Below are 5692 nucleotides of genomic sequence, written 5' to 3'. Positions count from 1 at the left end.
CCCACCAGGTTCCCCACCGTCGCCCCGACCCCGAACAGCGCGAGCAGCAGCGTCACACTCGCGTCGGCGAACCCGGCGGAGTCGGTGAGCATCGGCGTGATGTAGCTGTACGCGGCGAACAGCGCCCCGAACCCCGCGACGGTCGTCCCGAGCGCCAGCCAGACGGGAAGCGACCGGAGCGCCGCGAGCTCACCACGCAGCCCGCCCCCGGCACCCGCCACGACCCGGTCGTGCGGGATCAACGAGACGAGCGCCCCGATCGCGACCAACCCGATCGCGCTGACCCCGAGGAACGTGGCCCGCCACCCCAGCTGCTGCCCCATGAGCGTGGCGACCGGCACGCCCACGACGTTGGCGACGGTGAGCCCGAGGAACATCAGGGACACGGACCGCGCCTTGCGCTCCGGCGCGACCAGGTTCGTGGCGACGACCGCGCCGACACCGAAGAAGGCACCGTGCGGCAGCCCGCTCAGGAACCGGGCGGCGAGCAGCCAGTGGTAGTCGGCGGCGAAGGCGGAGGCCGCGTTGCCGACGATGAACAGCGCCATCAGAGCGATGAGGACCGTACGACGGGACATACGGGCGGTCACAGCGGCCAGCGCCGGCGCACCGACGACGACACCCAGGGCATACGCCGAGACAAGGTGCCCAGCGGTGGGAACGGCGATATGAAGATCGTCCGCGACCTCGGGCAGCAGCCCCATCATCACGAACTCGGTGGTGCCGATCCCGAATGCGCCCACAGCGAGGGCGAGCAGGGCCAAGGGCATGGAGGGGCCTTCCAGGGGTTGTTCCGCGGTGCTTATGTTCACCTGCGGAACAAAGCCTTTCGGGCCCAGTATTCCATGCGGTTACGAAGACGTGTCGACCTTCACACGGGCAGCCACCGGAAGGTGGTCGCTGCCCGTCTCCGGCAGCGTCCAGGAGCTCTCCGGTTCGACGCCCTTCACCAGGATCTGGTCGATCCGCGCCATCGGGAACGACGCCGGCCAGCTGAACCCGAACCCGTTGCCGGCCGCGCCCTGCGTGGAGCGCATCTGGGAGGTGACGGCGTTGAGCGCGCGGTCGTTCATCGTGCCGTTGAGGTCGCCGAGCAGCACGACCCGCGGCAAGGGCTCGTCGGCGATGGCCTCGCCGAGCGCGTCGGCGCTCTTGTCGCGCTGCCGGGCCGTGAACCCGGCCTCCATCTTCACGCGGACCGACGGCAGGTGGGCGACGTAGACCGCGAGCTTTCCCTCGGGCGTGGCCACCGTGGCGCGCATGGCGCGTGTCCAGCCCAGCTTGATGTCGACGGGCTCGACCCCGGTCAGCGGGTACTTGCTCCACAGCCCGACGGTGCCCTGCACCGAGTGGTACTTGTACGTCGCCGCCAGCGCCTTCTCGTACGTCGGCACCGCCCCCGCGGTCAGCTCCTCCAGCGCCACCACGTCCGCCCCGGACGCGGCCACGTCACGGGCGGTGCCGGACGGGTCGGGGTTCTCGGCGTTGACGTTGTGCGTGGCCACCGTGAGATCGCCGCCGGAGCCTGTCTTGTCGGTGAGCAGACCACCGAAGAGGTTGAGCCAGACGACCGCCGGGAGCACCACGGCGACCAGGGCGGTCACCGACTTCCGTACGACGCCGAGGACCACCAGCACCGGCACGAAGACGCCCAGCCAGGGCAGGAAGGTCTCGATCAGGCTGCCGAGGTTGCCGATGCGGTTGGGGATGCGTGAGTGCAGCAGCATCACCAGCGCGAGGAGCACCGCCAGCGCGGCGACGACCAGGCCGCGGCGCCAGATTCTCGGGTCGCCGCGCCATCCGGTGAGCAGTCGGTCGAGCAGGCGCCGGAGCCTGGAGCTCTGGCGCTCGGGTCCCGAGCCGCCGTTGTCCGTCTCCTCCATGTACGCCTGCTGCGCCATACCGCGTCGCCTCACTGCCTGCCGTGCATCCGTCCGTCCCCCCGTGTCTCAAGACCCTAGGGGATGATCGGTTCCGTTCTCGCCGTCCCATGACGGCCGTACCCGTACGAGCACGAACAAGTCGGCGCCGCCAGTTCCCGTCTCGGACTCAGAAAGCGCCCTCTGTGACGAAACGCGCACAGTAGGGCTACGACGCCGTGGAACTGACGGTCGGTGAGCTGACGGGCCGTAGGTCCTCCGTGTCGGGGGACCTCAGTCCTTCAAGAATCGTGTCGACGATCTGTTCGGACAGACCGTCCGGGAGGTCGGCGTCGGGGCGCATGACGGAGCGCAGCAGCATGGGGCCGACGAAGATGTCGTTGAGCAGTTCGATGTCGACGTCCTCGCGCAGTTCGCCGTTCACCTGCCCCTGTCGCAGGACCTCCATCCCGAGCCTGCGCCGGGGCGCGATGACGAGGTTGTGGTACGCCTCCCAGATCTTGGGACTGCTCTTCATCTGGGCGTGCACGTTGTGCAGGATCATCGAGGAACGGCTGACCAGTCCGCGCTGGCGCAGCGACTCCAGGAGGACGACGAGGTCGTCGCGCATGGAGGTGCCGGGGAGTTCGGGGTCCGGGGGTTCGGCGCTGCGGATGACATCGACGAAGAGCTCCTCCTTGCCGCTCCAGCGGCGGTAGATGGTCGCCTTGCCGACGCCCGCGGTACGGGCGATGCGCTCGATGGACAGCTCCGCGAGCGGCACCCCGTCCTCCAGCAGCTTCATCACGCCCTCGACGATGGCACGCTCCACGGCCTCGCTGCGGGGCCGGCCCCGCACGGGGCCCGCTTGCCGGGGCTGACCTTCGGCGAGGCTGCTCACGTCGCTGGATCCCTTCTGTGTCCTGCGATGATTGTCCCCCGGCGGGACGCGCGCACGGCCAACCCCTCACTCCGCTGTTGTTGGGCTACTCCGCCGCCGTGACCAACTCCCGCCCCTCCTCGTCCTTCTGGGCGGCCGGCGGCTTGCCCGGCAGGAACACGGCGACCACGACCGCGCCGACCACGGCGACGCCCGCGCCCCACAGGGCGGTGACGTGCATGGCGTGCAGGAAGGCGTCGTGGGCGGGGCCGATGAGCGCGTTGCCCCGGGGGCCGAGCTTCTCGGCGACGCCGAGGGTGGCCTCGATGGACTCGCCCGCGGTGTGGCGCAGTCCGGCCGGGAGGAGGCTGAGCTTGTCCTCGACGCCGTTGCGGTACGCCGTGGACAGCACCGAGCCGAGGACGGCGATACCGAGGGCGCCGCCGACCTGGCGGAAGGTGTTGCTGAGGGCGGAGGCGGAGCCGGCCTTCTCGCGGGGCAGGGCCTGCATGATGACGACGCTGACCGGGGTCATGATGTGCGCCATGCCGGCGCCCATGAGGAAGAAGACGACCTCCAGGATCCAGATCGGTGTGTCCGCCTCGAACCCGGCGAACGCGGCGAGCGTCGCGGCGATGACCAGCAGTCCGGCCGTGGTGGTGGCCTTGTTGCCGAACCGGTCGACGACCAGCCGGGCCCGCGGCGCGAAGATCATCTGGGCGGCGGCCAGCGGCAGCATCAGCAGACCGGTCTCCAGCGGCGAGTACCCGCGCACGCTCTGGGTGTAGAAGACCGAGAAGAAGGTCACGCCCATCAGCGCGAAGAAGACCAGCGCGATGGCGGCGATCGCGGCGGAGAAGACCTTGTTCTTGAAGTAGGTGACATCGATGGACGGATGGTCGCTGCGCGCCTCGAAGACGACGAAGGCGACCAGTACGGCGAGACCCGCGCCGATCGTCGACAGCACTGCCGCGTCCGTGAAGTCCGCGAGCTGGCCGCCCTTGATGATGCCGTAGACGAGCAGGACCAGGCCCACGACGGACAGCACGACACCGATCGGGTCGATGCGGCCGGGGTTCGGGTCCCGGGAGTCGGGCACGAGCCAGACCATCAGCGCGACGGCGAGGATCACGATCGGCACGTTGATGAGGAAGACGGACCCCCACCAGAAGTGGTCCAGGAGCACACCGCCGGTGATCGGCCCGATGGCGATGGCGAGCCCGACACCGCCGGCCCAGATGCCGATGGCCTTGGGCTGCTCCTCGCGCTCGAAGACGTTCATGAGCACCGCGAGGGTGGCGGGCATCACGAAGGCGGCGCCGAGGCCCATCACCGCGCGGAACGCGATCAGCTCGGTCGGCGACCCGGCGGTGGCGGCGAGGGCGGACCCGATACCGAAGACGGCGAGGCCGCCGAGGAGCACCCGCTTGCGTCCGAGCCGGTCCCCCAGCAGACCGGCGCTGAAGAGGAGCCCCGCGAAGACGAGGGTGTAGGAGTTGATCGCCCACTCCAGCTCGCTCTGGGTGGCGCCCAGGCCGGTGGGGGCGGGGGTCGAGATCGTCTTGATCGCGACGTTCAGGATCGAGTTGTCGAGGACCACGATCAACAGGCTCAGCATCAGCACGCCGAGGATCGCCCAGCGGCGCCGGTGCACGGCTTCCGGTATGCGGGAGCCGGTGAGGGCAGGGTCGGCAGGAGAAGTCATACGGCCGACCCTAGACCTATTTCGATACGGCACCGTCTCGTATCGGAATTCTTTACGGAGACCTTAAGAAGAGCCCTAGGACCCAGGACGTACGTCGCTGGAGGCGTGACCCAAGTCCCGTGCCCCGGTCTGGCCGAGCGTGACACGAGGTGCCACCATGGAGGTGATCCGGGGACGCCGTGAGGGCGCCTCGAGATGACGTGTAAGGAGCAGTTCCATGACGCAGCTCTCGGCTGCCCAGACAAAGCCCTCCGACGGCAGCAAAGCGCTGTACGGGGGGAAGGGCACACGCCGTATCACCGTTCGCGACATCGCCCTCGCCAAGGAGCGCGGCGAGAAGTGGCCCATGCTCACCGCGTACGACGCGATGACCGCGTCCGTCTTCGACGAGTCCGGCATCCCGGTCATGCTCGTCGGCGACTCCGCGGGCAACTGTCACCTCGGGTACGAGTCGACCGTGCCCGTCACCCTCGACGAGATGACGATGCTCTCGGCGGCCGTGGTCCGGGGCACCTCCCGTGCCCTGATCGTCGCCGACCTCCCCTTCGGCTCGTACCAGGAGGGCCCCGTACAGGCGCTCCGGTCCGCCACCCGGCTGATCAAGGACGCCGGGGTCGGCGCGGTCAAGCTGGAGGGCGGTGAGCGGTCCTACGAGCAGATCCGGCTGCTGGTCGAGGCCGGCATCCCGGTCATGGCCCACATCGGCCTGACCCCGCAGTCCGTCAACGCCATGGGCTACCGCGTCCAGGGCCGTGGCGAGGAGGCGGCCGCGCAGCTGCTGCGCGACGCCAAGGCCGTGCAGGACGCGGGCGCGTTCGCGGTGGTCCTCGAACTGGTCCCCGCCGAGCTGGCGGCCGAGGTGACGCGCTCCCTGCACATCCCGACGGTCGGCATCGGCGCCGGGGCGGAGACGGACGCGCAGGTCCTGGTCTGGACCGACATGCTCGGTCTGACCTCCGGCCGGGTCCCGAAGTTCGTGAAGCAGTACGCCGACCTGCGCGAGGTCATGGGCAACGCGGCGAAGGCCTTCGCGGAGGACGTGGTCGGCGGGACCTTCCCGCTGGAGGAGCACAGCGTCCACTAGAGCCATTGCGGCACCAAGGCAGCCCCGCCGATCTTCCCCCGCCGGCGGGGCTGCCGTTTTTTGTGTCGGGTTTTCCAGCCCGTCCGGCGTCTGAGGACGAGGCCCCTTCAGGGCCGAAGCGAGGGCCTGGGGGCGCAGCCCCCAGGGAGGGGACGGGTAGGGGC

Annotated in this window: 5 protein-coding genes; 1 reads left to right on the top strand and 4 read right to left on the bottom strand. The window is 69.7% G+C overall.

The features are described from left to right. The 4 genes from HLK59_RS47675 to HLK59_RS47660 form a co-directional block, all read right to left on the bottom strand. Positions 1-770 (bottom strand): MFS transporter (locus HLK59_RS47675; protein WP_171147941.1); only part of this gene is annotated, 770 nt, incomplete at its 3' end. Between the two features lie 81 nt (positions 771-851). After that, the gene (locus tag HLK59_RS47670) at positions 852-1901 is read right to left on the bottom strand and encodes an endonuclease/exonuclease/phosphatase family protein (protein WP_171147940.1); all 1050 of its coding nucleotides are present in this window, start codon (positions 1899-1901) and stop codon (positions 852-854) included. Between the two features lie 187 nt (positions 1902-2088). Next, positions 2089-2760: a TetR/AcrR family transcriptional regulator gene (locus tag HLK59_RS47665; RefSeq protein ID WP_171147939.1), complete on the bottom strand. Its 672-nt coding sequence runs from the start codon at positions 2758-2760 to the stop codon at positions 2089-2091. 85 nt (positions 2761-2845) lie between these two features. After that, positions 2846-4444: an MFS transporter gene (locus HLK59_RS47660; protein ID WP_171147938.1), complete on the bottom strand. Its 1599-nt coding sequence runs from the start codon at positions 4442-4444 to the stop codon at positions 2846-2848. A 217-nt stretch (positions 4445-4661) separates the two neighbouring features. On the opposite strand from HLK59_RS47660, the gene panB reads away from it, so the two are divergent. After that, positions 4662-5528 carry a 3-methyl-2-oxobutanoate hydroxymethyltransferase gene (gene panB, locus HLK59_RS47655; RefSeq protein WP_171147937.1) on the top strand — a complete coding sequence of 289 codons (867 nt, stop codon included), beginning with the start codon at positions 4662-4664 and terminating at the stop codon, positions 5526-5528. Positions 5529-5692: the final 164 nt, after the last annotated feature.

Origin of the sequence: Streptomyces sp. S3(2020) (assembly GCF_013044505.1) — a bacterium.
Lineage (GTDB): Bacteria > Actinomycetota > Actinomycetes > Streptomycetales > Streptomycetaceae > Streptomyces.
The sequence above is the reverse complement of the archived record's forward strand: the minus strand, read 5'-3'. Positions and strand labels throughout refer to the sequence as shown.